The 23,570-nt window shown below is 42.1% G+C and carries 23 protein-coding genes; 14 read left to right on the top strand and 9 right to left on the bottom strand.

Going from position 1 to position 23,570, the window contains the following annotated elements; genetic code table 11:
• Positions 1-122: 122 nt before the first annotated feature.
• From sapA to fabI, 6 genes are all read left to right on the top strand, one after another.
• Positions 123-1,868, top strand: coding sequence for an ABC transporter substrate-binding protein SapA (sapA, locus tag AACS92_RS00340; protein WP_099108137.1), 1,746 nt, complete (start codon positions 123-125; stop codon positions 1,866-1,868).
• Positions 1,865-2,830, top strand: coding sequence for a putrescine export ABC transporter permease SapB (sapB, locus tag AACS92_RS00345; protein ID WP_099108138.1), 966 nt, complete (start codon positions 1,865-1,867; stop codon positions 2,828-2,830). Before sapA ends, sapB begins: the two co-directional genes overlap by 4 nt.
• The gene (gene sapC, locus AACS92_RS00350) at positions 2,817-3,704 is read left to right on the top strand and encodes a putrescine export ABC transporter permease SapC (RefSeq protein ID WP_099108139.1); all 888 of its coding nucleotides are present in this window, start codon (positions 2,817-2,819) and stop codon (positions 3,702-3,704) included. The genes sapB and sapC overlap by 14 nt, the downstream gene beginning before the upstream one ends.
• Positions 3,704-4,696: a putrescine export ABC transporter ATP-binding protein SapD gene (gene sapD, locus AACS92_RS00355; RefSeq protein WP_099108140.1), complete on the top strand. Its 993-nt coding sequence runs from the start codon at positions 3,704-3,706 to the stop codon at positions 4,694-4,696. Before sapC ends, sapD begins: the two co-directional genes overlap by 1 nt.
• On the top strand, positions 4,697-5,506 hold the full coding sequence (gene sapF / locus AACS92_RS00360) for a putrescine export ABC transporter ATP-binding protein SapF (protein WP_099108141.1): 810 nt from the start codon (positions 4,697-4,699) through the stop codon (positions 5,504-5,506). It abuts the gene before it with no gap.
• A gap of 184 nt (positions 5,507-5,690) precedes the next feature.
• Positions 5,691-6,479, top strand: coding sequence for an enoyl-ACP reductase FabI (gene fabI, locus AACS92_RS00365; protein WP_099108142.1), 789 nt, complete (start codon positions 5,691-5,693; stop codon positions 6,477-6,479).
• Between the two features lie 142 nt (positions 6,480-6,621).
• On the opposite strand, the gene pdxY is transcribed toward fabI, so the two are convergent.
• From pdxY to anmK, 4 genes are all read right to left on the bottom strand, one after another.
• On the bottom strand, positions 6,622-7,500 hold the full coding sequence (gene pdxY, locus AACS92_RS00370; RefSeq protein WP_099108143.1) for a pyridoxal kinase PdxY: 879 nt from the start codon (positions 7,498-7,500) through the stop codon (positions 6,622-6,624).
• A gap of 102 nt (positions 7,501-7,602) precedes the next feature.
• A complete protein-coding gene (gene tyrS, locus AACS92_RS00375) occupies positions 7,603-8,874 on the bottom strand; it encodes a tyrosine--tRNA ligase (protein WP_099108144.1) in 1,272 nt (423 codons plus the stop codon).
• A gap of 218 nt (positions 8,875-9,092) precedes the next feature.
• A complete protein-coding gene (gene pdxH, locus AACS92_RS00380) occupies positions 9,093-9,746 on the bottom strand; it encodes a pyridoxamine 5'-phosphate oxidase (RefSeq protein WP_099108145.1) in 654 nt (217 codons plus the stop codon).
• Between the two features lie 44 nt (positions 9,747-9,790).
• Complete coding sequence (gene anmK, locus AACS92_RS00385) at positions 9,791-10,900, bottom strand: anhydro-N-acetylmuramic acid kinase (protein WP_099108146.1); 1,110 nt, start codon at positions 10,898-10,900, stop codon at positions 9,791-9,793.
• A 334-nt stretch (positions 10,901-11,234) separates the two neighbouring features.
• Between anmK and AACS92_RS00390 the strand changes: the two genes are divergently transcribed.
• Positions 11,235-11,708 (top strand): outer membrane lipoprotein, encoded by a 474-nt coding sequence (locus AACS92_RS00390; RefSeq protein ID WP_099108147.1) that lies wholly within the window; start codon positions 11,235-11,237, stop codon positions 11,706-11,708.
• A 79-nt stretch (positions 11,709-11,787) separates the two neighbouring features.
• On the opposite strand, the gene slyA is transcribed toward AACS92_RS00390, so the two are convergent.
• Positions 11,788-12,225, bottom strand: a complete 438-nt coding sequence (slyA, locus tag AACS92_RS00395; RefSeq protein WP_099108148.1) for a transcriptional regulator SlyA — start codon at positions 12,223-12,225, stop codon at positions 11,788-11,790.
• Positions 12,226-12,904: 679 nt separating this feature from the next.
• Positions 12,905-13,144 (bottom strand): DUF1289 domain-containing protein, encoded by a 240-nt coding sequence (locus tag AACS92_RS00400; protein WP_099108149.1) that lies wholly within the window; start codon positions 13,142-13,144, stop codon positions 12,905-12,907.
• A gap of 253 nt (positions 13,145-13,397) precedes the next feature.
• Here AACS92_RS00400 and gloA point away from each other — a divergent pair, with 253 nt between their 5' ends.
• Together gloA and rnt are read left to right on the top strand one after the other, a co-directional pair.
• Entirely contained in the window at positions 13,398-13,805 is a 408-nt protein-coding gene (gene gloA, locus AACS92_RS00405) for a lactoylglutathione lyase (protein ID WP_099108150.1), read from the top strand.
• 138 nt (positions 13,806-13,943) lie between these two features.
• Complete coding sequence (gene rnt / locus AACS92_RS00410) at positions 13,944-14,594, top strand: ribonuclease T (RefSeq protein ID WP_099108151.1); 651 nt, start codon at positions 13,944-13,946, stop codon at positions 14,592-14,594.
• Positions 14,595-14,648: 54 nt separating this feature from the next.
• Here the strand turns inward: rnt and AACS92_RS00415 are convergent, their stop codons facing one another.
• The gene (locus AACS92_RS00415; RefSeq protein WP_099108152.1) at positions 14,649-14,990 is read right to left on the bottom strand and encodes a Grx4 family monothiol glutaredoxin; all 342 of its coding nucleotides are present in this window, start codon (positions 14,988-14,990) and stop codon (positions 14,649-14,651) included.
• A gap of 359 nt (positions 14,991-15,349) precedes the next feature.
• Between AACS92_RS00415 and sodB the strand changes: the two genes are divergently transcribed.
• Entirely contained in the window at positions 15,350-15,928 is a 579-nt protein-coding gene (sodB, locus tag AACS92_RS00420) for a superoxide dismutase [Fe] (protein ID WP_099108153.1), read from the top strand.
• A gap of 530 nt (positions 15,929-16,458) precedes the next feature.
• Positions 16,459-17,484 (top strand): HTH-type transcriptional repressor PurR, encoded by a 1,026-nt coding sequence (purR, locus tag AACS92_RS00425; protein ID WP_099108154.1) that lies wholly within the window; start codon positions 16,459-16,461, stop codon positions 17,482-17,484.
• 3 nt (positions 17,485-17,487) lie between these two features.
• Here the strand turns inward: purR and punR are convergent, their stop codons facing one another.
• Positions 17,488-18,396 (bottom strand): DNA-binding transcriptional activator PunR, encoded by a 909-nt coding sequence (punR, locus tag AACS92_RS00430; protein WP_099108155.1) that lies wholly within the window; start codon positions 18,394-18,396, stop codon positions 17,488-17,490.
• Positions 18,397-18,532: 136 nt separating this feature from the next.
• Between punR and punC the strand changes: the two genes are divergently transcribed.
• Positions 18,533-19,711 carry a purine nucleoside transporter PunC gene (punC, locus tag AACS92_RS00435; RefSeq protein ID WP_099108156.1) on the top strand — a complete coding sequence of 393 codons (1,179 nt, stop codon included), beginning with the start codon at positions 18,533-18,535 and terminating at the stop codon, positions 19,709-19,711.
• A gap of 352 nt (positions 19,712-20,063) precedes the next feature.
• Complete coding sequence (gene cfa / locus AACS92_RS00440; protein ID WP_099108157.1) at positions 20,064-21,215, top strand: cyclopropane fatty acyl phospholipid synthase; 1,152 nt, start codon at positions 20,064-20,066, stop codon at positions 21,213-21,215.
• A 73-nt stretch (positions 21,216-21,288) separates the two neighbouring features.
• Here cfa and AACS92_RS00445 read toward each other — a convergent pair whose 3' ends face one another.
• Positions 21,289-21,933 carry a riboflavin synthase subunit alpha gene (locus AACS92_RS00445; RefSeq protein WP_099108158.1) on the bottom strand — a complete coding sequence of 215 codons (645 nt, stop codon included), beginning with the start codon at positions 21,931-21,933 and terminating at the stop codon, positions 21,289-21,291.
• 243 nt (positions 21,934-22,176) lie between these two features.
• Here AACS92_RS00445 and AACS92_RS00450 point away from each other — a divergent pair, with 243 nt between their 5' ends.
• Entirely contained in the window at positions 22,177-23,550 is a 1,374-nt protein-coding gene (locus AACS92_RS00450) for an MATE family efflux transporter (RefSeq protein WP_099108159.1), read from the top strand.
• The last annotated feature ends 20 nt before the right edge of the window (positions 23,551-23,570 follow it).

Raw genomic sequence — 23,570 nt, forward strand, 5'->3', positions numbered from 1 at the left:
CTTATATTTGTAAAGCGTTTTATTGAGAATTTTTCTCACCCGCGTGATCTGGTTGTTGTTTTTGAGCAGAAAGGGCTAATTAAGTTACAATAGCCAGACTTTTCCCATAATTGATGTTTTATATGCGCTATTTGATTTACTGGATCATATTATTGCTTTCAACTCCCGCTCTGGCTATTGAGAAAGCAATTCCAGAAACGACTAAAGCCACAGCCAAAGTTGCTTACAGACAGTCGTCGGAAAGCCTATCCTATGCTCCGGCAACTATACGGCAGCATGGCTTTATTTATTGCGTCAACGGCAATCTGAGTACGTTTAACCCGCAGATGGCTATCAGCGGCCTGACCGTGGATACTCTGGCTGCCCAGATTTATGACCGCCTGTTGGGAGTAGATCCCCTGACCTATCGGCTAATTCCTGAATTAGCTTCTCGTTGGGAAGTTCGGGATAACGGAGCAACATATCGCTTCTATTTGCGCCATAATGTCGCGTTCCAGTCAACAACGTGGTTTACTCCGACCCGCACCATGAACGCCGATGATGTTGTTTTCAGCTTCCGCCGGTTATTCGATAAAAAACATGACTATCACTATGTTAATGGTGGGCATTATCCCTATTTTGATAGTTTACAATTTGGTGATTCCATTCAGGACATCCGAAAAATTGATAAATACACTGTCGAGTTCCGCCTGAACGCCCCTGATGCCTCCTTTCTCTGGCATCTGGCGACGCATTATTCGCCTATACTGTCTGAAGAATACGGACAAAAACTGCATAGCATAAATAAAGAGGAACAAATTGACTGGAATCCGGTAGGAACCGGGCCATTCATGCTGGAAGATTATCAAATGGGGCAATTTGTCCGTCTTATCCGACATGATAACTACTGGAAAGGCAAGCCGCTGATGGAACAAGTTGTTGTAGATATCGGGGCAGGTGGTACTGGCAGAATCTCCAAACTGCTCACAGGTGAGTGTGATGTATTAGCCTATCCTACAGCCAACCAATGGGACATACTCCACAATGACCCCAATCTGCGTCTGACCCTGCGTTCAGGAATGAATATTGCCTATCTTGCTTTCAATACCAGTAAGCCACCTCTGGATAAACTGGAAGTTCGTCAGGCCATTGCCTATGCCATTAATAATCAAAGACTGATGCGAGCCATCTATTATGGTACGGCTGAAACTGCCGCCTCTATTTTACCAAGGGCATCATGGGCTTATGATAACCGGGCAGAAATTACCGAATATAATCCTGAAAAATCCCGCCAGATACTGAATAAACTGGGGTTAGATGGTCTGGAACTGACACTTTGGGTTCCCACCACGTCGAAACCCTATAACCCAAGCCCTTTGAAAATGGCAGAGCTGATTCAGGCAGATTTAGCGCATGTTGGGATTAAAATGACTATCCGCCCCCTTGAAGGCCGTTTTCAGGAAAGCCAGCTCATGGATAAATCTCATGACATGACATTAGCAGGCTGGTCTACTGACAGTAATGATCCCGATAGTTTTTTCCGCCCGCTATTTAGCTGCGCAGCTATCGCATCTCAGACAAACCTGAGCCGTTGGTGTGACGCAACTTTTGATAATGCAATCCATCAAGCGCTGTTAGATCAACAGTTAGCAGCTCGCATAAAAAGTTATCATATTGCTCAGCAGATCCTTGCTCAACAATTACCTGTACTGCCACTGGCATACCCAATGCGATCACAGATATTTCGTTATAACATTAAAGGATTAGTTCTGAGTCCGTTTGGAAATAGCTCATTCGCCGGTGTCCATCGGGAACAGGAACACTCTACTTCTTCTGAAAAGACATCCACCGGAAATACACCCGCTGAAAATAAAAAAGGAAGCAAATGATTATTTATATATTGCGCCGTTTGCTACTGCTGATTGTGACACTGTTTTTTCTCTCACTGATCAGCTTCAGTCTGATGTATTTTACGCCTCACGGCCCTTTAAGCGGCGCATCTTTGCTTGATGCTTACCTGTTCTATTTTCATGGATTACTGCAATGGGACTTTGGCATTTCCAGCATCAATGGTGAGAGAATTGTTGACCAACTCTATGAGGTATTTCCGGCAACGCTTGAGCTCTGTCTACTCTCATTCACTCTGGCTCTATTAATTGGCATTCCATTAGGGATTGTTGCCGGCGTATGGCGTAATAAAAAAGCAGATAAAATTATCAGCACACTTGCTCTGTTTGGTTTTTCCATTCCGGTATTCTGGTTAGCCTTGTTACTTACACTCTTGTTTTCACTGCATCTGGGCTGGTTACCGGTATCAGGGCGGATTGATTTACTGTACCGAATGGAGCCTGTAACAGGCTCTGCCCTGATTGATGCATGGTTGTCAAAAAGCCCTTATCGTAACGAGATGATCATGAATGTAATACTACATATGATATTACCTGTCATCACGTTGTCTGTCGCGCCAATGACTGATGTTATTCGTTTAATGCGTAATAGCGCAGAAGAGATTTCAGCATCAAACTACATAAGATCAGCAGCGACTCGCGGGCTATCAAAATTAACCATTATACGTCGCCACTTATTGCATAACGCCCTGCCCCCTATTATTCCCAAGCTGGGACTACAGTTTTCAACCATGCTGACCTTAGCTATGGTGACAGAACAGGTGTTTAACTGGCCGGGGCTGGGACAATGGCTTATCAGTGCCATCCGCCAGCAGGATTACTCCGCAATTTCAGCAGGTGTAATGGTAGTAGGTACTTTAGTTATTTCGGTCAACGTGCTGACTAATATTATTGGCGCGATGGCTAATCCTTTAAAACATAAGGAATGGTATGCCATTAGATAATTTTTACCGTGAAAAGAAAGCGCCATCGCCTCTGAGGGTCATTTGGCGTTTTTTCTATGCCGATGCACTGGCAATGACCGGTTTTTACGGCGTACTGATTTTAATTATATTAAGTCTTTTTGGTAGCCATCTTGCACCCTATCAGCTTGACCAACAATTTATTGACCAGCTGATGCCCCCTTCGTGGTCACACTACGGTAATGTTGCCTTCTTTCTCGGGACAGATGATCTGGGGCGGGATATATTCAGTCGGTTACTGATTGGTACTTCCTCCACTTTTGGTGCTGCGCTGGTTGTGACTAGCGCGGCGGCAATTGTCGGGTTAGTTATCGGCAGTCTTGCCGGCATCACACACGGGCTGAAATCTGCGATCCTGAATCACATTCTTGACACCCTACTTTCCATACCTTCACTGTTATTAGCCATCATTGTCGTTGCTTTTATGGGAGCCAGCCTGCAACATGCAATGATCGCTATCGGGCTGGCATTACTGCCAAGAATTGTGCGGGCAGCCTATACCGCTGTGCATGATGAACTGGATAAAGAATATATTATCTCTGCTCGTCTGGATGGCGCTTCAAATTATCATATTTTACGTTACGCTGTTTTTCCGAATATTACCGCTGTGATAGTAAACGAGTTAACCCGTACTTTCTCGATCGCCATCCTTGATATTGCTGCTCTGGGTTTTCTCAATCTTGGCGCACAATTGCCCTCACCTGAGTGGGGCGCTATGCTCGGCGGATCACTGGAGCTTATCTACACAGCCCCCTGGACTGTAATGTTACCGGGAGCAGCTATCATGCTGAGCGTTCTGCTGGTTAATTTACTGGGCGATGGCCTGCACCGTGCCATTAATGCAGGAGTCGAATAATGCCGCTACTTGATATTCGTAACCTCACCATTGAATTTATGACGTCAGAAGGCCCCGTTAAAGCCGTTGACCGATTAAGTATTTCATTAACAGAAGGTGAAATCCTCGGGCTGGCTGGTGAATCTGGTTCTGGTAAAAGCCTTATCGCCAAGGCAATTTGTGGGGTTGCAAAAGATAACATTACCGTTACCGCAGACCGCTTCCGGTTCAACGATATTGATTTATTACGCCTGACGCCGCGACAGCGTCGTAAAGTCATTGGTCACAATATTTCAATGATATTTCAGGAACCTCAGTTATGTCTCGACCCGTCAGAAAGTATTGGTAAGCAACTCATTCAGTCTATCCCCGGCTGGACATTTAAAGGCCGTTGGTGGCAACGTCTCAACTGGCGAAAACGTCGGGCTATTGAACTGCTCCACCGGGTGGGTATTAAGGATCATCACGACATCATGAACTCTTATCCTTATGAGTTAACTGACGGAGAGTGCCAAAAAGTGATGATTGCCATTGCGCTTGCCAATCAGCCAAGACTGCTGATCGCGGATGAGCCGACCAATGCGATGGAACCAACAACGCAGGCCCAGATATTCCGCCTGCTGTCGAGCCTGAATCAGAATAACAATATGACTATTTTGCTGATTAGCCATGACTTGCAAATGATGAGTAAATTAGTGAAACGTATCAACGTGTTATATTGCGGACAAACCGTAGAAAGCTCTACACCGGATGAACTGCTGGTCACTCCTCACCACCCTTATACACAGGCACTGATTCGGTCTATTCCTGATTTCGGCAGCTCTCTACCCCATAAAAGCCGTCTTAATACACTGCCGGGCGTCATTCCGTCACTGGAACATTTGCCTATCGGGTGCCGTCTCGGGCCTCGTTGCCCTTATGCCCAGAAAACCTGTATTGAAGCACCGCGGTTACGCGGCAGCAAAAGCCATACCTTCGCCTGTCACTTCCCCCTGAACATGGAGGAACAATAAATGGTCGAGACATTACTGGAAGTTAAAAATCTGACAAAAACTTTCCGTTACCGTACAGGCTTGTTCCGGCGCCATCATCTTAATGCAGTAAAGCCAGTCAGTTTTACCTTGCAACCACGAAAAACATTGGCAATTATTGGTGCAAACGGTTCTGGCAAATCCACACTAGCCAGAATGCTGTCAGGTGTAATAGAACCGACATCAGGTGAAATATTAATTAATCATCACAAGCTGATTTATGGCGATTATAGTTATCGCAGCCAGCTCATTCGCATGATTTTTCAGGATCCGAGCACATCATTAAATCCCCGCCAACGTATTGGTCAGATTCTGGATATGCCCTTAATTCTGAATACAGAGCTGCCACCTTCTGAACGGGAAAAACGCATCAATCAGACACTACGTCAGGTTGGTCTCCTGCCAGATCATGCCAACTATTACCCACATATGCTGGCATCTGGTCAGAAACAACGGGTAGCACTGGCACGGGCACTGATATTACAACCTCAGGTTATTGTTGCTGATGAAGCCCTCGCTTCTCTTGATATGTCGATGCGTTCCCAGATTATTAATCTGATGCTGGAATTACAGGAGAAACATGGTATTGCTTATATTTATGTCACTCAACATCTTGGTATGGTGAAACACATCAGTGATCAAGTGTTGGTTATGCATCAGGGGGAAGTCGTAGAGCGCGGTAATACTGCTGAAGTGCTGGCTTCTCCGTTACACGATATCACCCGCAAGTTGATATCCAGCCATTTTGGTGAACCTCTGTCTACCGAAGCCTGGAGACAGGATATCACTTGATTTTTACTGAGCAGATTTTATTCACTCATCGGAACAGCAGTGGAAACTCAACACATTTTTCTCCGGCGTGGTAGAATCTCCTCCGTTTACTAACAACGAATACCCGATTTATGTAGGTTATATTTTTAATACACTACACTATTAACTCTGGTATTTTGAACATTAAGAACAATAAGGAACTGATATGGGTTTCATGACCGGCAAGCGCATTCTAATTACTGGCGTCGCCAGCAAACTGTCTATTGCTTATGGAATTGCGAAAGCAATGCACGAACAAGGTGCAGAACTGGCTTTTACCTACCAGAATGACAAATTGAAACCTCGTGTCGAAGAATTCGCAGCATCTCTGAATTCAAACATCGTTCTGCCATGCGACGTGGCTCAAGATGAAAGTATCGACACATTGTTCGTTGAACTGGGTAAGGTATGGCCGAAATTCGATGGTTTTGTTCACTCTATCGGTTATGCCCCTGCCGAACAACTTGATGGCGATTACGTTAATGCCGTCAGCCGTGAAGGTTTCAAAATTGCACATGATATCAGCGCATACAGCTTCGTCGCATTGGCAAAAGCATGTCGTAGTATGCTGAATCCTGACTCAGCGCTGCTAACTTTAAGCTATTTAGGTGCAGAGCGTGCAATCCCTAACTACAACGTGATGGGATTAGCAAAAGCTTCTCTGGAAGCAAACGTGCGTTACATGGCGAATGCTATGGGTGCTGAAGGTATTCGTGTTAATGGCATTTCCGCAGGCCCAATCCGTACTCTGGCAGCATCCGGTATCAAAGATTTCCGTAAGATGCTGGCACACTGTGAATCAGTCACACCTATCCGCCGTACCGTCACTACAGAAGACGTAGGTAATGCGGCTGCATTCCTGTGTTCTAACCTGTCTGGTGGTATTACCGGTGAAATCCTGCATGTTGATGGCGGCTTCAGCATCGCTGCCATGAACGAACTGGAATTGAAATAATTTCAATAATCATTTGATATAATGAAATAAGCCCAGAGGTAGTTTTATCTTTGGGCTTATTTTTCGCTACGCCGTTTACTTATAGGAAACGGCTTCCGGTATAAATTTGCCGGAAGCATAAAGATATTAACTGCTTTTATACTTAATCGATTTGCATGGCTTTGAATTTATGGGCTGGAGTCACCATCTTATCCTGGGCAGCAACAAGCTGTAATTCAAATTCTCCGCTTTTTTGCGTTTCCAGCATAACTTCGTAAACACCTGCTGTCGTATGCTCCAACGCTGCCTGTAATACCGAATTTGTCAGCGATGTGCTTTTCAACAAATTAGCAAGGAATAAGCCACTGGTTAAATCACCAATTCCAACGGGCTGACGCTCACCGGTATCAATCAATGGACGGCTGATATGCCAGCTATTTTCTTTAGTCACCAGCAACATTTCGAAATTATCTTTCTGATAACCTGCTCGGCTGAGGTGTTTGACTAAAACAATTTTTGGGCCTTTTTGGCATAGCTGACGGGCTGCTGATACCGCCTGCTCCACATTTTTGATTTCCATTGCCGCCAATGTTTCAAGCTCCAATAAATTAGGCGCAATGATATCACTGATAGGCAATGCCTTTTCACTGAGGAATTCAGAAACTCCCGGAGCCACAATACATCCTTTCTCTGGGTGGCCCATAACAGGATCACAAAAATACCATGCTTCAGGGTTAGCCTGTTTCACCTGCTTTACAATATCAAGGATATAGTTTCCCTGCTCCGCAGAACCAATATACCCACTGAGAACAGCATCACAGGATGCCAATTTATCAATTTCACCAATTCCCTGCACGATTTCAGCCAGATGTTCTGGTGGCATCACACAGCCACGCCATTGTGGATATTGAGTATGATTAGAAAATTGGACTGTATTTAATGGCCATACGTTCACTCCCATACGACACATCGGAAAAACAGATGCGCTATTTCCTGCATGGCCAAAAACGACATGAGACTGAATTGAAAGAATGTTTTTCATGATTAGGCCTGATTTGTTATTTTAAGAACCGTAAATGAGTTATAAAACAGCCAGATACTTTAAGGGCAACAATGATGTTGCCCTTAGTAATACTTTTATGAATTATTTCCAATCAATTAGGCAATAATGTTTTTTACCACGACGTAATAAAGTATAACGCCCGAACAGACGATCTTCGTCCGCAAATACATACATCGCTTCAGACTGTTTTTCACCATTGACAGAAACAGCATTAGAACTAATCATAGTACGAGCCTGCCCACGGGAAGGTACAAACTCAGCAGCGATCAGTGCCTGCTGTAAATCAGCACCATTCTCAAGCTCAATCGCTGGCATACCATCCTGTGCCAACTGTGCAAAGTCATCTTCGGTTAAATCAGCGACTGCTCCAGAGAACAAACTCGCTGTGATACGCTTCGCCGCCGTTAAACCAGCTTCTCCATGAACCAGTTTAGTGACTTCTTCTGCCAGAACATACTGCGCACGCGGAGCTTTACCACTGTTTTTATCTTCTTCTTCCAATGCATTAATTTCTTCAATGTCCATGAAAGTGAAGAATTTAAGGAAACGGTAAACATCTGCATCAGCTGTGTTAATCCAGAACTGATAAAATTTGTATGGACTGGTTTTCTTCGGATCCAGCCAGACTGCTCCACCTTCTGTTTTACCAAATTTAGTACCATCAGATTTAGTAATCAAAGGTACTGTCAGACCAAATACCTGTTTCTGATGTAAACGACGAGTCAAATCGATACCTGATGTAATGTTGCCCCACTGATCAGAACCACCAATCTGCAATTCAACACCATATTTTCCATTCAGGTTAGCAAAGTCATAAGACTGCAACAGGTTATAAGAAAACTCAGTGTACGAAATGCCAACATCATCACGGTTCAGGCGTTGTTTAACCGCTTCTTTATTGATCATCTGGTTAACGGAAAAGTGCTTGCCAATATCACGCAGGAAAGAAAGGACATCCATTTGGCCAAACCAGTCATAGTTATTGGCCAATTCTGCACCGTTTTCACCTTCAAAGCTCAGGAACGGAGAAACTTGGTTACGAATTTTCTCAACCCACTCTTTAACCGTGTCTTCTGTGTTTAATTTGCGCTCCGTCGCTTTAAAACTAGGATCACCAATCAAACCTGTCGCACCACCTACCAAAGCTACCGGTTTATGTCCATTCAGTTGGAATCTTTTTAAACACAGCAAGGGAACCAGATGGCCCAAATGCAAGCTGTCAGCGGTAGGATCGAAGCCGCAATAGAGAGAGACCGGACCTTGCGCCAGTCTTTCCGCTAACGCTTCTTCATCCGTTACCTGGGCAATAAGGCCCCGCTCTTGCAGTTGTTTAATCAGGTTATTGCTAGACATCAATGACTCCATTGGTTTGTATTCTTTACTTATATCCTTCATCTTCCAAGTTGCAGCTTTATCGGGTGTATCATTTGTTCTTAATACTACCGCACTGCAACTTGCAATCTATCAGGCATATATCATTGTCTAATTGTCGCGATTCGCTGTAAATCGCGTGCTATAGCATAAAACGCCAGTACTATAAGTGCCAGTATTAAAAACGGTAATTAATGCAGTTAAGGCGCCAGACGATCAATATGCCACTCATCTCCTTCACGCAGGTATAGAAAACGATCATGCAGACGGCTTGCTCCCCCCTGCCAGAACTCTACTGAATCAAATTCAACCCGGAACCCACCCCAAAAACTGGGCAATGGCACTTCGCCATTCTGGAACTTCTGCTTCAGCTCTAAAAACTTCCCTTCTAAAATACTTCGGGCAGAAATACGGGAAGATTGTTGTGAAGCCCAGGCTGCAATCTGACTGTCTCTCGGGCGGCTATGGAAATATTTCACTACTTCGAGAGGTGATAAACGTTCGGCTTTGCCCAGAAAGCTGACCTGACGTTCAAGCTGATACCAGGGGAAATGGAGGCTGATACGGTTATTCTGGGCTAAATGTTTCGCTTTGCGGCTACCAAGATTGGTATAAAAAACCAGACTGCGGTTATCAAAATGCTTCAATAGAACGATACGCTGATAAGGCTGCCCATGCTCATCGACTGTTGCTACGCACATCGCTGTTGGGTCGCTAAGCCCAGCATCACAGGCCTGTTTCAGCCAAAGCTCAAAAAGAACCATCGGCTCTTCAGTAAGATCCTTTCGCCGTAACCCACCACGCATATATTCACGGCGCAGCTCTGCTATATGAGTATCATTATGTTCTGACATGTCTAATTCTCTATTTCTAAGTGAGTTTCAGCATAACATTGTTATCAGCCAGCAACAGGATAAATTGCACCTAAAATTGTTTCCCTATCAGCACCAGTCACCGATGGCAAGTTACCCGACAACCCAGACATGGTACGGAATGCCAGCCAAGCAAATGCTAGCGCTTCCATATCATCACCACTTAATCCATATTTGTCTGTTGTTGCAACTTCAGTATCAGGCAACAAAGCAGATAACCGACGCATTATAAGTGGGTTTCTGGCTCCACCGCCACAAACCAGTAAGCGCTCACAACCGTTATTTAACAGTACTTGTTCAGCAATGCTAACAGCTGTCAGTTCAGCAAGAGTGGCCTGTACATCGACCGGACTGACATCAGGGAAATCAGCCAGCTGTTTTTCCAGCCATGCCATATTGAAATATTCCCGCCCGGTGCTTTTTGGTGCAGTACGTGCAAAATAGGGGTCTGAAAGCATCTTCTGGAGCAAGGCTTTGTTTACATTACCCTCTCCTGCCCATTGTGCATCTTTATCATAAGACTGCTGTTTATGACGCCATGTCCAGGCATCCATCAACATATTACCCGGCCCGGTATCATATCCCTTAACCGCAGAATTTGGCAGAAGAGCGGAAATATTCGCAATTCCGCCAATATTCAAGATCACACGCCTTTCCGTTGGATCGCCCAATACCGCCATATGGAAAGCAGGAACTAAAGGTGCTCCTTGACCGCCATAAGCCATATCACGGCGGCGAAAATCACCTACTGTTGTAATATCGGTTAATGCCGTTACACGGTTATTGTCACCAATTTGCATCGTAAATGGCTTTTCACCATCCGGTTCATGCCATACAGTCTGCCCATGACACCCAATTGCAGTGATATCATTCGCAGTTAATCCGGTTTTCTTTAATAACCCTTTGACTGATTCAGCAAAAAGCGTTCCCAATTCATAATCGAGTTGCCCAACTATTGATAATGTGGTTTGCTGGCCCTGACAAATAGCCAGTAATTTTTGCTTAAGCTCCTGAGGAAACGGATGGCTGTAATTTTCCTTTTGTATAACAGCTTTATCACTGATTTCTGCTAAAACGACATCGACTCCATCCATACTGGTGCCAGACATCACACCAATATAACGTCCTGACTTCATAAATATTCCCCTATTTAAAGAATGGATTACATCTGTAAATAAACCTGTGTAACTATAAAACACATTGATTTGGACTATATATGTTTCACTCAGAATATAAGAGATAAAATCTGAGTTTTGGAGAGCTCTTCACAAAACATGCTAAACTTTTGGTCAGGAATTATTCCTATTGGCGTTCAATGTAGAAATTTATTATATAGTTATAGAGCGGCTATTAATGTATAGAATAAGTAACTCGTAAAATTATTATACTTGTTACTGATCATTGTAGCCGAATGCTTGATTGTAGGATTATTACCAGATTTCTCTTGAGGCATTAAAATTAGGAGTAACTATGTTCAAACGTTTCCTGGTTGGTGCAGTTGTAGTAACAACATTATCTGGATGTGCTGACATGGGAGCACTGTCTAGTGATACTTACTCAATTGATCAGGCCAAACAAGTTCAAAACGTAACCTACGGGACTATTTTGTCCGTCCGTCCGGTCACTATAAAAGGCTCTCAGGCTGGCAACCAAAACATGCTAGGAGCGATTGGCGGAGCAGTATTGGGGGGATTGTTAGGTGATTCGGTTGGCGGCGGTAGAGGACAGAGGCTTGCAACAGCTGCTGGAGCTATTGTCGGTGGAATGGCAGGTCAAGGAATTGAAGGTGCTATCGATCAAACAAAAGGTGTCGAATTGGAAATCCGTACTGACAGCGGAAGAAATATTGTTGTGGTGCAAAAACAGGATCAAGTTATATTCAGTAAAGGGCAACGTATCAAAATTGCCGATAGTGGCGATTCAACAACGGTCTCTCCTATCTAATAGGGTTAAAGTATATTTAAACAAAAAAATCGCGGATCACCAAAATATGGCCCGCGATTTTCTTTTTATCGATTAATTTTTATATTACCTGTTTATGTAATTGGCTAATATTTTTTTCGATTTTTTTTATTACAGAAGCAAGTAGAATTAACTCGTCATGAGTAATTCCCTCCAAGATGTCTTTCCTCGTCGAACCAATAACACTATCCACTTCTCTGATAAAATTTTCTGACTCTTCTGTTAATTTGATTCTTTTAGCGCGCCTATCATTAGCACATGTGTGCCTTGTAATGAGTTTCTTTTCTTCTAATTGATCTAAAGTTCTTACCAGGGATGGTTGTTCAATACCAATTGCTTTTGCAAGTTGTATCTGTGACTGCTCCGGTGGTAACAAACTAATATTGTAAAGAGTAACCCAATGTGTCTGAGTTAATTTCAACGGCTTCAAACGATGATCAATTAAAGCGCGCCAAACACGAACTAAACGTGCCAGGTCTGATCCCAATGTCAATTCCAATTACCCCTCCTTATAATTAGAGACTCATATAACATCAATGAATTATCCAATCAGTTTATTCATATGAATAATGGATACGCATCCTATATCTTGCTCACATTAGTAGAGTCAGATATTTCGCTAATTACTTAATTAGTATCGCGTTGGCTTGTTACTTAAAGTTGACATCTTCGTCGCCCTAAAGAGCGAAGTTTTACGGCGCACCAAACAAAATCGCGCATTAATCCACCAACGATATAAACTGTATAAAATAATCCTCCAACTTAACTATTAAGATTTTAAATATCAACGAAACAGATACAAACTCCAAAAAATAGACACAATACCGCTCGGTTAAAGTTCTATAAGAATAACCGCCATCCAAATACTAATCTATATATTTTTACATTAATATCATTTTTATCTTACAGTTAGCGTTAAGTGGATAATAAAGTTCATTAAAAACAAACAGATAACCAATTAGCGCGATTATTGTTCAATAATTAATTATTTGATAAGAAACCTTTACCTTAAGGGTTTAATTAGTCAATCTCTGTAATATTTTTAAATGACCTATATCAAATAAAAAATAGGTAATATGAATAAAATATCACTTTATCATGGAAAAAGTTCTTAACCATAATGAAAATATGAAATATTATTCATATAAGAAAGTTTCATTAACAGTTAAAAATGTGAATTAAAATAACCCAAGCTGTTTTGATGGAACAACTTCATCATGACCGTTATTTTTCAGTGTCCGCAGATATCTGGCATGGCATAGCCGCAATATTTCTCTTTTTTGCCCATCAGATAATTTCATCCACATAAAGCGCTCTTCTCTATTACGATAGCAACCTCGACAGAAACCACGCGGACCAGATTCACAAATCCCCTTGCAAGGATTAGGAATAACAAAAAACTCTAGTTGCTCAGCCATGTCATCCTCCTGTATACAAAATTACCTAAACGATTATCTCTGAGAGAATTGCAACACTATCTAGATCCAGCTCACATCAAATAATGGATTACAAAATAGTAGCGAGTAAAACAAAGGTGAAAGGACGCATTGAATTACCTTATGTTTACCATATATAGTTAAAAAACAATGGGGTCAGAGCACGAAATTTTGCTCTTTTGCTATTTCGTAAAATTAATATTTTGATATAAAACCATAAACATAAGAGGTAATCATGCGTCTACTTCATACAATGATCCGTGTTGGCAACATGCAACGTTCGATTGATTTTTATACTAAAGTAATGGGCATGCGTCTACTTCGTACGAGTGAAAATCCAGAGTATAAATATTCCCTCGCCTTTGTAGGTTACTCTGATGAAAGCCAAGGTGCGGTCATCGAATTAACGTATAACTGGGATGTTGATAGCTACGAAATGGGTACAGCATTCGGCCATATTGCTTTAGGTGTTGATGATGTTGCGGCAACGTGTGAGCGTATCAAACTTGCCGGGGGAAATGTCATTCGTGAAGCGGGGCCAGTGAAAGGCGGAACAACTGTTATCGCTTTTGTTGAAGATCCTGACGGTTATAAAATCGAACTTATTGAAAATAAAAGCGCCAGTAGTGCATTAGGCCATTAACTATTTTCCATATGCAAGTCTCCATATACAAGGGCATCTTTAACATGCCCTTCGTTTCCACTAGGTAGATATTACTTCTGCAATGCTTAATAAATTTTGTCATAATATCCGCTATCCTGAAGTTAAGAATAAAATCAGATGTCTAATATAAAAGATCAAAACATGCTCAGTGGGCGCTTTCGTGGCTATTATCCCGTTGTTATTGATGTAGAAACCGCTGGGTTTAATGCGCGGACAGATGCTTTACTTGAAATAGCTGCAACGACGTTAAAAATGGATGAAGAAGGTTGGCTGGCGCCGGCTGATACGCTGCATTTCCATATTGAGCCCTTTGAAGGAGCCAATCTTGATCCCGCCGCGCTGGCATTTACAGGTATTGACCCGACTAATCCATTACGGGGTGCCGTCAGCGAATATACTGCGCTGCATGCCATTTTTAAGATGGTCCGTAAAGGTATGAAAGGGAGTAATTGCAATCGCGCCATTATAGTTGCTCATAATGCTAGTTTTGATCACAATTTTGTTATGGCAGCGGCTGAACGCTCTGGTTTAAAACGTAATCCATTCCATCCTTTTGCCACGTTTGATACGGCTGCACTGAGTGGTTTGGTGCTTGGTCAAACTATTCTGGCAAAAGCCTGCATTACAGCAGAAATCCCCTTTGACAGTAATCAGGCACACAGTGCTCTCTATGATACAGATCGGACAAGTCTGCTTTTCTGCGAATTGGTTAATCGCTGGAAGCGACTAGGTGGTTGGCCTATGGCCACTCCGGACGGCGAAGTCTGATAAACTAAGAGCCTATTTTATTAGGCTCTTAGCTCCAATAATGGTTATCAAATATTACTGGCTGTCTTCTTGCTCACGGTATTTATCTGCGGTCTCTTTAATCAATGTTTGCAATTCACCGCGTTGATACATCTCCATCAGGATGTCACATCCCCCGACTAACTCACCATCAACCCAAAGCTGAGGGAATGTCGGCCAGTTAGCATACTTAGGTAATTCAGCACGGATATCCGGGTTTTGCAAAATATCCACGTAAGCAAAACGTTCACCACAAGCAGATAAAGCCTGAACAGCCTGAGCAGAGAAACCACAGCTTGGCAGTTTCGGTGAGCCTTTCATGTACAGCAAAATCGGGTTTTCATTAATTTGGCGTTCGATTTTCTCAATTGTCGTCATTTTTACTTCCTTAAACCGCAGGTGCTGTTTATCAGCATCAGAAAAGATTGATTCAGAATACCACTTTCTGGTGCTGATTTTCTACAGCGAACGTGCTGCTACAAATTTTTATCATGAACAACATTTTGTAATCGCTGAGATTTCCATCCCCTATAAATATTTAATCCATTAAAACTGAACAGTTCTACATCAGCTCATCATTAAATCGCATCTTTTTCCCTGTTATTTAGCAGAAAAGTTGTTAAGATAATCACTAAAATAGCAACATGATAATAAGCTTAAATTTGCTCTATCCATGATTAATACTTTACGAATCATGGTTTATAAAGCCAAAAACCCGATATTAAAAGGAGTATGCAATGTCTTTTGAATTACCAGCATTACCTTATGCTAAAGATGCCTTAGAACCTCATATCTCAGCAGAAACTCTGGAATATCATTACGGCAAACATCACAATGCTTATGTTGTGAACCTGAACAACCTGATTAAAGGTACAGAATTTGCCGGAAAAACACTGGAAGAAATCATCAAAACTTCTGATGGCGGTATCTTCAATAATGCTGCGCAAGTATGGAACCACACTTTCTACTGGCACAGCCTGTCACCAAACGGTGGTGGTGAACCTACCGGCAAAGTTGCAGAAGCAATCAACAAAGCTTTCGGCTCTTTTGCTGAATTCAAACAGCAATTTACTGATGCAGCCCTGAAAAACTTCGGCTCCGGCTGGACATGGCTGGTCAAGAAAACTGATGGTAGCCTGGCTATCGTTAATACTTCCAATGCAGCAACTCCGCTGACTGGTGAAGATAAGCCTGTTCTGACTGTTGATGTTTGGGAACATGCTTATTACATCGATTACCGCAATGCACGTCCTCAATATCTGGAGCATTTTTGGGCTCTGGTTAACTGGCAGTTTGTGGAAGAAAATCTGGCTTAATTAGCCTATCAGTTAAATACAAGGGTAAGTTTTTCCGGTTCTTCACACATGTTTCATCCATGGATACTTTCTGAATCGTGAAAAACTTCCCCTTGAAAAAATAGATGGCGTTTCACCACAATATTATTTCTGGACTTAAGGTTATTTCCGGACTCAAGCGATCAAACAGAGACTCGCCAGAAAAACAATCATGACTAACGCACTACAGGCAGTCAATAATCCCAATTTCAGATCTGTATCCATAAACCATCCTCATCGTGAAAATTAAGACTCAGCAACATCATAAATTTTAAGTGGTTATTTATCTCAAAGATTAAAAATCGCACTGTGATATTTAATACATATACTTTATAGCATCGATTACTGCTTTCACTTTTGAGCTAGATCAGACAAAATTCACGGTTTCTCGCTAAATTATTGCCAGTTATCTTCCTATATACAAATATAATACTGGCAAATGATTAACAAAGTTCTATATCCAGATAAAGGGTATACAAATTTAGACCAAAAGGTCAGGAGTCCTTTTTATCATGGCAACGATTAAAGATGTGGCTAAACGCGCTGGTGTTTCAACCACAACCGTATCCCATGTTATTAATAAAACCCGTTTCGTCGCCGAAGATACGAAGGCCGCAGTATGGGCTGCCATTAAGGAACTGAATTATTCTCCCAGTGCCGTTGCCCGAAGCTTAAAAGTCAACCACACAAAATCTATCGGGTTATTGGCAACCTCAAGTGAAGCACCCTATTTTGCTGAAATAATCGAGTCTGTCGAAAATAGTTGTTATAGCAAAGGCTATACATTGATTTTATGTAATTCCCATAACAACCTCGACAAACAAAAAGCTTATCTCGCGATGCTGGCGCAAAAGCGTGTAGATGGTTTATTAGTTATGTGTTCAGAATATCCTCAACAGTTGCTGGGGATGCTGGAGGATTATCGCAATATTCCTATGGTTGTCATGGATTGGGGGGAATCCAGAGGGGACTTTACGGATGCCATTATTGATAATGCCTTCCACGGTGGTTATTTAGCTGGCCGGTATTTGATTGAACGTGGGCATCGTGATATTGCCTCCATTCCCGGCCCATTAGCCAGAAATACAGGGGGTGGACGTCATCAGGGTTTTCTCAAGGCATTGAAAGAAGCCAATATCACTATTCGGGATGAATGGGTTGTTCAGGGGGATTTTGAGCCTGAATCAGGTTATCAGGCAATGTGTAAGATCTTAAACCAGAAACATCGCCCTACCGCTGTGTTCTGTGGCGGGGATGTGATGGCAATGGGAGCTATTTGTGCTGCCGATGAAATGGGTTTACGCGTTCCTCAGGATATTTCCATCATTGGTTATGACAATATCCGTAATGCACGCTATTTCACACCAGCACTGACAACCATTCATCAACCTAAAGAACGGCTGGGACAAATGGCTTTCTCCACGCTACTTGATAGGATTATCAATAAACGTGAAGATGCTCAAACCATCGAGGTTCATCCACGTCTTGTAGAGCGTCGCTCTGTTGCCGATGGTCCTTTTATTGATTATCGTCGCTAACAGTTAGTCTTCTTGTAGCCATTCAGCATTAAGCGTTGTGTTATCACCAAGATATTCAAGCAACCAGCTTAATGCAGGTGAATGGCTTTTTTGTGACCATGTCAGACAGCACGGACTATCAGGTAACGGCTGCTCAAGCTCAAGCACACTCAATTTTCCCTGGCGAATAAGCGGTAATGCCCTGTGTTTAGGTACCATTCCCACACACAATCCCTCCATTAAACAGGATAACCCCGCTTCCCAGTCAGGAACAACCAGCCGCCGCTGATTATCTAAAGCCCATGTATCACGTTTAGGCAGGCTTCGTGATGTATCCTCAAGACATAAACTGGCATAAGGCCGCAATTGGTCATCATTTAATTTTTCCGTTACGAACGCCAGCTCATGCTTAGGGCTGGCAACACACAGCCATGGCATAAAACCCATATCCCTGAAACTGTATCGCTCACCAACCGGAGAAGCACGTGTTGCTCCAATAGCAACATCAACACGCCCATCCACCAGCGCATCCCATACACCATTAAAAACTTCGGGATAGATAAATAACTCAATATCCGGAAAATGACGATAGAAATCCAGAATAAGCTGACGTGTCCGTTCTGGTTTAACAACCTGATCAACAGCGATACTGAGTTGTCCTCGCCATCCGTTTGCTACCTGCTGACATTGGTGCCGGGTATGATTCATTTTTTTGATAACAGAACGGGCTTCCTTAACAAAAATAGCTCCTGCTTCAGTTAACTCTACGTCACGGTGACGGCGTTCGAACAGAGAAACTGCCAGCCATTCTTCAAGTTGCTTTATCGTATAACTGACAGCAGAAGGCACACGGTGAAGCTCTGATGCAGCCGCACTGAAACTTCCTGTTCTTGCCACCGCATCAACAACTTCCAGAGAATATTCAGACCACATGTTTCTTCCTTTTAATTTTTTTCATAGCATGGTACAAATAATACCGTTTCACAATCAAAAATCACGCCATATAAAATAAGCTCCATATTTCTTTATCAATTACCACACCGATTGACTAACGCGATTTATTAACACAATGACAACAAATAAAAACTCTCTTCCATTTATGTTTTATCTTGCTGGTCTGAGTATGCTCGGCTACTTAGCCATTGATATGTATCTGCCCGCCTTTGATGCTATGAGTAAAGATTTAAACACATCAAAAGGTGCCATCAGTGCAAGTCTTAGCATTTTTCTCGGCGGTTTTGCCGTTGCTCAGCTTTTATGGGGATTACTTTCCGACCGTCTGGGAAGAAAGCCTGTTCTGATTATCGGTTTGTCCCTGTTTTGCCTCAGCTGTCTGGGCATACTTTGGATAACAGATGCGACTCAATTACTTGTCCTGAGATTTATTCAGGCTGTTGGGGTCTGCTCTGCTGCCGTTTCCTGGCAGGCTCTGGTTGTCGACAGATATGATGCTGAACGCACGAAACGTGTTTTCGCTATGATTATGCCATTAGTTGCGCTTTCCCCTGCCCTTGCACCATTATTAGGCGCATGGTTACTGTCACACACAAGCTGGAGGGTTATCTTTCTTGTCTTGATGGTTGTAACGCTGTTACTACTGATACCTACACTTTTTCTGACGAACAAACGTGTTCCCATTGATACCAGCGCAGATAATCATAGTGCTTCTTTCTTCACCTTATTGAAGTCATCAGTTTTTAGCGGCAATGTTTTGATTTATGCTTCCTGTAGCGCCGGCTTTTTTGCCTGGTTAACAGGTTCACCAACTATTTTGAATAGTATGGGTTATGACGCGACAGATATCGGTTTAAGTTATATTCCACAAACTTTGGCATTTATGGTGGGTGGGTATGGCTGCCGTATTTTGTTAGAAAAAGTTAAAAGTGAAACTATATTCCCTATCTTATTGGCAGGTTATGCCATAAGCATGATACTTATCTATTTAGCTGCTTGGTTCTATCCTTCTTTCATCGTTATTCTTATTCCTTTTTGTGTTATGGCAGCAATGAATGGCGCTTCTTATCCGATTGCTGTAGCAAATGCTCTTTCCGTTTATCCGAAAGACAGCGGTAAAGCTGCCGCATTGCAAAATGCTTTACAATTAGGTCTTTGTTTTATTGCCAGTATGCTTGTTGCTATGTTTATGAAAAATCCTCTCTTATCAACGACAACAGTGATGGTAGCTACCATTATCCCAATGGTGATAGGTTATTATTTACAAAAGAGAAAGGATGATATTGTTAACTAATTATCAATCAATTAGTTACTCTACAATATAATACCTAAGAATATTCTCAACGAATGGCCATATGATGATATGGCCTTTTTCTTGCTTATTGTTTAAATATTATTTCACTCATATACTCATATGGATTCATTATTCTAAAAACTCGGAATTTGAGGTTTAGAAGAGCAATGAAGCTCTCTTTTATATCACGGACGAACGGCATAACTGCCTTTAAGTCATTTTCTGATTAGTTTCAATATTCCTACGGATTTCAAAATGCAGTTTAACGGCAAGAAAACAAATCCCGGGAAGCATAAATAACCAGTAACAAAGAGGTACCTCAAAATTCCACCACATAAATGTTGGAGAGTATATGAGTTCATCTTTCGTTGAAGAAAATAAAAAAATCACTAACCAGTGGCATAGGATTGCGAATGACCTGCTTCAGGAGGCGGGTATTCAAATTAATGGAAAACGCCCTTTTGACATACAAGTCAAAAACCCTGATTTTTATAAAAGAGTATTGAAACAGGGATCTTTAGGATTAGGCGAAAGCTATATGGATGGCTGGTGGGATTGTGAGCGTTTAGATGTTTTCTTTTATAAAATATTACGGGCTGGTCTGGAACACAAAATTCCAAAAAATTTTAAGGATATTTTGATGGTTATGACTTCCCGCCTGTTTAATTTACAGTCCCCTAAACGGGCATGGATTGTAGGGGAAGAACATTACGATTTGGGTAATGATCTATTTACACTCATGCTTGATCCCAATATGCAATATTCATGCGGCTACTGGAAAGATGCGAATTCACTGGAAGAAGCTCAGTCTAATAAACTTCGGCTGATTTGCGAAAAATTACAGTTATCGCCGGGTATGACTCTGCTGGATATCGGTTGTGGTTGGGGCGGATTAGCCGCTTACGCAGCCAAACATTATTCCGTTTCCGTCACTGGAGTCACTATTTCAGTGGAGCAACAAAAATATGCTCAGGAGCGCTGTAAAGATCTGGATGTGAAAATTATCCTTGAAGATTATCGGGATCTAAACCTCCAGTTTGACAGAATCGTTTCTGTCGGCATGTTTGAACATGTCGGCTCCAAAAATTATGCTAACTATTTCGACGTAGTACGTAGGAATCTGAAGCCTGATGGTCTTTTCTTACTGCACACCATTGGTTCCAACCGGGATAAAGTGAATGTCGATGCGTGGATCGGTAAATATATTTTCCCTAATGGGCATTTGCCATCGATTGCAATGATTGCCAAAGCCAGTACCGGGAAATTTGTGATGGAAGACTGGCATAACTTCGGAGCTGACTATGATCGTACTCTGATGGCATGGTATGAACGTTTTATTACAAACTGGGATAAAATAGCTCATAATTATAGCCCCCGCTTCAAACGAATGTTCAGTTATTATCTGAATGCCTGCGCCGGGGCATTTCGCGCCAGAGATATCCAGTTATGGCAGGTTATGTTCAGCCCACGTGGAATTGAAAATGGATTAAGAGTTCCGCGTTAATATTTTACTCGTGGGTTTGGAATACCATTAAAAAGCTACAGAAGTGAAAACTGTAGCTTTTTTCTGCAAAATTTTAATTACCTTCCAACTGTGATAATACTTTTTCTTGTTCTTTCTGCGCCATGAAACGTTCAACAGTATCTACAATCGCCTGAGTCTGTGGATCAATTTCAATATTCACTTTATGGCCGATACGCTTTTTACCCAATGTTGTGCGCTCTAACGTTTCCGGTATCAAATGAACACAAAAACGATTATTTACTACATCTCCGATGGTCAGACTAATCCCGTCAATGCCAACAAATCCTTTATGCAGGATATATTTCATCAATTGTTTGTCATAAATACGGAACCATATTTCATGGTTATTTTCTGAAGTGAAAATTTTCGCAATTTCAGCTGTTGTAATCACATGCCCGGACATTAAATGCCCGCCAATTTCATCACCGAATTTTGCTGCCCTTTCCAAATTAACTAAATCACCAATCTTAAGCTCACCAAGATTAGTCAGACGCAACGTCTCTTTCATCAAATCAAAGCTAATCAAGTCACCATCAATTTTTGTGACAGTCAGACAACAGCCATTATGAGAAACGGAAGCTCCCGTTTCAATATCAGGTAATAATTCAGCCGGAAATTTGACTATATGAGTCCGAAAATGTGTTTTTTCTTCAATAGCAACTATAGGCGCCTTTCCCTGAACAATGCCTGTAAACATGGGGAACCTCTTTCATCGTTTTGCATAATAAGTTAGTGTAACCCACTAATCTCTTTTAAACACTATTTCACGTGTAATGTTATTCCTCATTTAGACTAAATATCAAACAATGATTGGATTAGTAAAATGAGTCCTATACAATACCTATGTTAACAAGAGGTTGCTTTTCAAACAGTTCTGTTTGCTCGCAGAAATATTCCTTGTTTTTTCTATCGTCAATTTTTCAATTAAAAGGTGTAGTACGTGCAGAAATATTTAAATGAAGCGCGTAGTTTGCTCGCTCTGGGGATCCCCGTCATTATCGCTCAGTCTTCACAAACTGCGATGGGAGTCGTCGATACAGTCATGGCCGGTAAAGCAGGTGCAATAGAAATGTCCGCTGTTGCTATAGGGACATCAATCTGGCTGCCAGCGATTTTGCTTGCTCAAGGGATTTTGATGGCTTTAACGCCGATAGTTGCCCATATGAATGGCTCAGGTCAGAGAAAAAATGTTGCAGGCCAGATCCAACAAGGTTTTTGGCTGGCGACATTTCTTTCTATCTTTGTAATGACGATTTTATATAACTGCCGATTTATTATAGAAGCGCAGCATAATGTCGATCCCATTCTGGCACAAAAATCCATCGATTTTATCCATGCAATTATGTGGGGAGCACCCGGTTGCCTGTTCTATCAGGTTTTACGCTGCCAGTGTGAAGGGCTGTCAAAAACCAAACCAGCGATGGTTATTGGCGTTATCGGGCTATTAGTGAATATCCCTGTCAACTATATTTTCATTTACGGTAAGTTTGGTGCACCAGAACTTGGTGGTGTAGGTTGTGGGGTTGCAACCGCGAGCGTTTACTGGGTTATGTGTCTGTTACTACTTACCTATGTTAAACACGCACCATCCCAGAAAGATATTCATACATTTGAGAGTTTTTCTCGTCCTCATTGGCATACACAAAAACGCATTACTCTGCTGGGATTGCCTATCGGTCTGGCTATGTTCTTTGAGGTGACATTGTTTGCTGTTGTCTCCTTACTGCTCTCACCTCTTGGAGTAGTGGATGTTGCAGGGCATCAAATCGCGCTTAATTTCAGTTCACTGATGTTTATGTTCCCGCTGTCATTTGGTATCGCAGCCACTATCCGGGTGGGTTATAACCTCGGACAGAAATCAACTGAAGGTGCCAAAGTATCAGCTTATACTAGTCTTGCGCTCGGGTTAATAATTGCTAGCATAACCGCCGCATTCACGACAATATTCCGTGAACCGATTGCTATGATGTATAACGATAATCCTGAAGTGGTCATATTAGCATCTAATCTGATGCTATTTGCTGCTATTTACCAGCTTTCAGATTCTGTTCAAGTCATTGGCTCAGGTGTATTACGTGGATATAAAGATACGCGCTCTATTTTCGTTATCACTTTCATCGCCTATTGGATGTTCGGATTACCAAGTGGCTACATTCTAGCATTGACCAATTTTGTTACTGAACCTATGGGTCCACAAGGTTTCTGGATTGGGTTTATTATCGGATTGACCGTTGCAGCAATTATGATTGGCTACCGGATTTTGTGGTTACAAAAGCAGCCTGATCATGCTGTCCTCGCTCGTTCTACCCGTTAATTTAGTCCATTAAATTAATA

It is taken from the genome of Xenorhabdus sp. KJ12.1, assembly GCF_963876495.1.
In the GTDB taxonomy this organism is placed as follows: domain Bacteria; phylum Pseudomonadota; class Gammaproteobacteria; order Enterobacterales; family Enterobacteriaceae; genus Xenorhabdus; species Xenorhabdus stockiae.

Bases quoted from the DNA above. Each gene is read 5' to 3' on its own strand.
- AACS92_RS00400 (WP_099108149.1), bottom strand. From the start codon at position 13,144: ATGGCTGAGCAACTAGAGTTTTTTGTTATTCCTAATCCTTGCAAGGGG.
- sapB (WP_099108138.1), top strand. From the start codon at position 1,865: ATGATTATTTATATATTGCGCCGTTTGCTACTGCTGATTGTGACACTG.
- fabI (WP_099108142.1), top strand. From the start codon at position 5,691: ATGGGTTTCATGACCGGCAAGCGCATTCTAATTACTGGCGTCGCCAGC.
- sapF (WP_099108141.1), top strand. From the start codon at position 4,697: ATGGTCGAGACATTACTGGAAGTTAAAAATCTGACAAAAACTTTCCGT.
- punC (WP_099108156.1), top strand. From the start codon at position 18,533: ATGACAACAAATAAAAACTCTCTTCCATTTATGTTTTATCTTGCTGGT.
- sapA (WP_099108137.1), top strand. From the start codon at position 123: ATGCGCTATTTGATTTACTGGATCATATTATTGCTTTCAACTCCCGCT.
- AACS92_RS00445 (WP_099108158.1), bottom strand. From the start codon at position 21,933: ATGTTTACAGGCATTGTTCAGGGAAAGGCGCCTATAGTTGCTATTGAA.
- gloA (WP_099108150.1), top strand. From the start codon at position 13,398: ATGCGTCTACTTCATACAATGATCCGTGTTGGCAACATGCAACGTTCG.
- rnt (WP_099108151.1), top strand. From the start codon at position 13,944: ATGTCTAATATAAAAGATCAAAACATGCTCAGTGGGCGCTTTCGTGGC.
- punR (WP_099108155.1), bottom strand. From the start codon at position 18,396: ATGTGGTCTGAATATTCTCTGGAAGTTGTTGATGCGGTGGCAAGAACA.
- sapD (WP_099108140.1), top strand. From the start codon at position 3,704: ATGCCGCTACTTGATATTCGTAACCTCACCATTGAATTTATGACGTCA.
- tyrS (WP_099108144.1), bottom strand. From the start codon at position 8,874: ATGTCTAGCAATAACCTGATTAAACAACTGCAAGAGCGGGGCCTTATT.
- cfa (WP_099108157.1), top strand. From the start codon at position 20,064: ATGAGTTCATCTTTCGTTGAAGAAAATAAAAAAATCACTAACCAGTGG.
- AACS92_RS00390 (WP_099108147.1), top strand. From the start codon at position 11,235: ATGTTCAAACGTTTCCTGGTTGGTGCAGTTGTAGTAACAACATTATCT.
- sapC (WP_099108139.1), top strand. From the start codon at position 2,817: ATGCCATTAGATAATTTTTACCGTGAAAAGAAAGCGCCATCGCCTCTG.
- sodB (WP_099108153.1), top strand. From the start codon at position 15,350: ATGTCTTTTGAATTACCAGCATTACCTTATGCTAAAGATGCCTTAGAA.
- AACS92_RS00415 (WP_099108152.1), bottom strand. From the start codon at position 14,990: ATGACGACAATTGAGAAAATCGAACGCCAAATTAATGAAAACCCGATT.
- purR (WP_099108154.1), top strand. From the start codon at position 16,459: ATGGCAACGATTAAAGATGTGGCTAAACGCGCTGGTGTTTCAACCACA.
- pdxY (WP_099108143.1), bottom strand. From the start codon at position 7,500: ATGAAAAACATTCTTTCAATTCAGTCTCATGTCGTTTTTGGCCATGCA.
- pdxH (WP_099108145.1), bottom strand. From the start codon at position 9,746: ATGTCAGAACATAATGATACTCATATAGCAGAGCTGCGCCGTGAATAT.
- anmK (WP_099108146.1), bottom strand. From the start codon at position 10,900: ATGAAGTCAGGACGTTATATTGGTGTGATGTCTGGCACCAGTATGGAT.